The sequence below is a fragment of the Paraburkholderia sp. BR14320 genome, from assembly GCF_040948665.1.
Classification (GTDB): Bacteria; Pseudomonadota; Gammaproteobacteria; order Burkholderiales; family Burkholderiaceae; genus Paraburkholderia; species Paraburkholderia youngii.
The window spans coordinates 1-3,502 of sequence record NZ_JBFPKG010000136.1 but is presented as its reverse complement, the minus strand read 5'-3'; the positions used below and the strand labels follow the sequence as shown (position 1 = coordinate 3,502).

Annotated in this window: 2 protein-coding genes and 2 pseudogenes; 3 read left to right on the top strand and 1 reads right to left on the bottom strand. The window is 59.5% G+C overall.

Translation table 11 applies throughout. The features are described 5' to 3' along the window. Positions 1-184 precede the first annotated feature (184 nt). Entirely contained in the window at positions 185-952 is a 768-nt protein-coding gene (istB, locus tag AB3X89_RS39085) for an IS21-like element helper ATPase IstB (RefSeq protein WP_368587922.1), read from the top strand. Between the two features lie 91 nt (positions 953-1,043). Beyond that, positions 1,044-1,838, top strand: a pseudogene (locus AB3X89_RS39080) (IS5 family transposase); the annotation flags it as partial. A gap of 56 nt (positions 1,839-1,894) precedes the next feature. Here the strand turns inward: AB3X89_RS39080 and AB3X89_RS39075 are convergent. After that, a pseudogene (locus tag AB3X89_RS39075) lies at positions 1,895-2,541 on the bottom strand (IS3 family transposase); the annotation flags it as partial. A 323-nt stretch (positions 2,542-2,864) separates the two neighbouring features. Between AB3X89_RS39075 and AB3X89_RS39070 the strand changes: the two are divergent. After that, positions 2,865-3,206: a hypothetical protein gene (locus AB3X89_RS39070; protein ID WP_368587921.1), complete on the top strand. Its 342-nt coding sequence runs from the start codon at positions 2,865-2,867 to the stop codon at positions 3,204-3,206. Positions 3,207-3,502: the final 296 nt, after the last annotated feature.

Below are 3,502 nucleotides of genomic sequence, written 5' to 3'. Positions count from 1 at the left end.
AGCAGCGCGAGGGCGTGATTATCGCGAACCTCGTGAATCTGTGGAACAGCTTCGGCAAGGCCGTTTGCGTCAAAAAGCTCTAGTTGCGTCCGCAACCAACTGCGGGCCTACCCTGCTGAACAAAGCCCCTCGGCGCCAAGCATAGCGCCGCCATGCCATCACCCAACGGAGATCTCTCTTGAGCATGAGCCTTGCCGAAATCGACCGCGCCCTGCGCGAACTGCGCCTGTCCGGCATCAGCGCGACACTGGAAACCCGGGTGCTGCAAGCCCAGGCCAGCCAGCAGCCATTCCTTGAAACCTTCTCCATGATTCTGCAGGACGAGCTCGATCGACGACAGTCCCGGCTTCTCGAACGACGCTTCCAGCAGTCCGGCCTGGACGAGCGCAAAACCCTGAGCGACTTCGACTGGTCCTTCAATCCGAAAGTCCCCCGGCAGGCCTGCTTCGAGCTACACACGCTGAAGTTCGTCGCCGACAGCGACAACGCGCTGCTGATCGGCAAACCCGGCACCGGCAAAAGTCATATCGCCAAGGCTATCGCCTACAACGCCACCCTGCAGGGAATGAAGGTGCGATACGTCGAGTCCGACACCGTGTTCGCCGGCTATGCCGTGGAAACACGTGCCGATCAGGACCGGCTGCTCAAGGCCCTGGTCGAGCCCGAACTCCTCGTGCTTGACGATCTGTTCCTCGCCAAACGCATTCCCGATGCCGCGGCCGAATTGCTGCAGACACTGGTCCATCAACGCTACAAGCAACGTCGCAGCATCCTCGTCACGTCCAACCGTGTCGTCCAGGACTGGGGGCGCTACCTTCGCGACAGCACCATGGCCTCGACGATCCTTGATCGTCTGCCGCATCGCTCCAAACTCCTCGAGTTTGAAGGCAAGAGCTATCGACTCCGGGAAGCTGCTGCCAGGCTTGCCGTCACTGAGGAATCCGACGCATAATCCGCACGTCCTGCCTGGGGGAATTTAGCCGCCCACAAGTGGAGGAGTTTGAACTGCCCATCGGGGACCCTGCTGAACAAAGCCCCGGACGTACAGCGATGCGTACCTCGAACTGATCTTCATCTTCTACCGGCTGTTCGGCTGGGGCATGCGGCAGATCACCGGCCACATGCACGAATTCTGGGCGCTGCGCGGACTCGACGTCGGGGTACCGAGTTTCGGGCTTCTGAGCGAGCGGTTCCGTACGCTCGAGGTTCAGGTCAAACAACGCTGCGCTCGCGTGGCCGAACGCCTGCGCAACGGCGAAGCTATCAGCCTGATCGTCGACAGCAGCGGCATGAACTTTGGCCGGGCCAGCGAATGGCATCGGCAAAAGTACGGGCGCGACGCGAGCCAGACGCCGTGGCGCAAGATGCATCTGTCGATCGACCCGGAGATGAATGTCCACCAGATCGCGATCACCGAGGACAACGTTTCCGACGAGGCGGGCCTGAATGCGATGCTGGCAGTCGACGCGAACGTCGACTGCGTGATCGCCGACGGCGCGTATTACAGTATTGCGCAGACCGAGGCGTGGTCAGCCTGCGGCGTGCTGCCGGTGATTCCCCCACCGGCCAATGCGGTCGTTCACAATCAGCCGGCGACGCGCTGGCACGACCATCTCGTTCGGTACATCAAGGACAAGGGCATCCATGCGTTCCGCAACAAATACGGGTACGGCCAGCGCGCGCTGGTCGAGGCGCAGATCTCGCGAATCAAGCGTTGCATCGGTGCGCGGCTACTGACGCGCAAAACCGAATCGCAGCAGCGCGAGGGCGTGATTATCGCGAACCTCGTGAATCTGTGGAGCAGCTTCGGCGAGGCCGTTTGCATCAAAAATGCCTAGTTGCGTCTGCAACCAACTGCGGCCATGCCCTGCTGAACAAAGCCTGCCCAGACCTAGTTTGCCCGATTGATCGTCATGCCCCGCAGCAGATACGGCCAGACCTTGTGCTGCGCTTTGCGTCGGCTCGTGTTCGGCTTGCAGTACAGCGCCTCGACACCCATGCGTTTCATCAGCGTGCGCACGCGCCTGCGGCCAATTTCGTGTCCCTCGCGACGCAGCAGTCGCGCCAGCATCCGCGCTCCGGCAAACGGAAACTCCATGTGCAGTTCATCGATCCGGCGCATCAGCAACTGATCTGCCTCGCTCACTGGTTGCGCCCGGTAATACACGCTCGATCTTGCGATACCAACGAGTCGTGCCTGCTGCGAGACCGGCAATGCATGCGTACGATCGATCATCGCTTTGCGCTCAGCAATCCCGCTTTGTTGAGCGCGCCGCTTAAAAAATCGTTCTCCAGCGTGAGCTGTCCGATCTTCGCATGTAGCTCCTTCAAATCGACTTGCGGCTCGCTCGACGCCGTGCCGCCTGCGCCAAACACGTCGGCGGCACGTTCCTGCAACTGCCGCTTCCATTCGATGATCTGGTTCGGGTGCACATCAAACTGCTGCGCCAGTTCAGCTAGCGTCCGCTCACCCTTGACCGCCGCCATCGCCACTTTCGCTTTGAACGCGGCTGAGTGCGTCCGTCGGGTTCTCTTCGTCATCTTCAAGGTTCCTTTGTCGGCATTATGCCTGGCTCAAGCCCCGAGCGTTCCACTTACCCGACTGTCCGAATTTGCGCGGCCACCTCTGTCGTCCATCACATCAGAACCCAACCAGTTGAAGAAGTGGGCATGGGCACGAACGGGAGAAACTAACAGCCCCGCGTGGCACGCGGCAATCGTTCGCGTTTGACGTATGGAATTTCGTTTCTTGTCCTAGCTTTCTCCTATTGGCATGCTACGTTTGCGGTTAACCCGCTAAACCCGGCCCGCCATGAGTAGAGAAATTGTGGACGCACATTCATCCGATCAGAGACCGAAAACACATGACATTTTCTTTGGACGACGCATTTTCCAGTGCACAGCAAACAAAACTGAATCGTCGCTTGCTGGTGGCGCTATTTGACCAAGCTGATACCCGTTGGTGGGGTGGTCATGTGGACGACTGGCAGCCGGATGAAACCCTGTTTTCCTCAGGGGAAGCATTGAAGTGTTACCGGAATCTCGTGGCCCGTTTTAAGAAAGGCGAGACCGCCAAGGCACACGTTTTGATGATGCACATCGACGGTACGTTCGGGGCCGGCATGTTTGGCGTGGAGTCAGCCGAGGAAGCGCAGCAACTTCTGAATGAGACACTGGAAGCAATACGTATCAGAACCTTAGATTGACGCCCCAACGTCGCAGAGGTGAGGTTGTCAGATTGGGGCGCACCATTCCTGACTGGCTCCGGCTTTGTTCAAGAGGGGGCCGCTTGCGCGGCGGCCGTGGGTCGGGTAGAAAGAGTCCGGTGATCTATCCGACGAGCGAGCTTTCATGCCTTACAAGGCAAGACTGAAGACGGGCGAACCGCGCAAACGAGCGAAGCCGGGCTATGCGGTAACAAACGCGCACGAGTACAACGAAAGCCTGAAGCGGCGCGGGCAACTCAGCCTGTATTGTCCCGACGGCGACCTGAAGGCGCTGT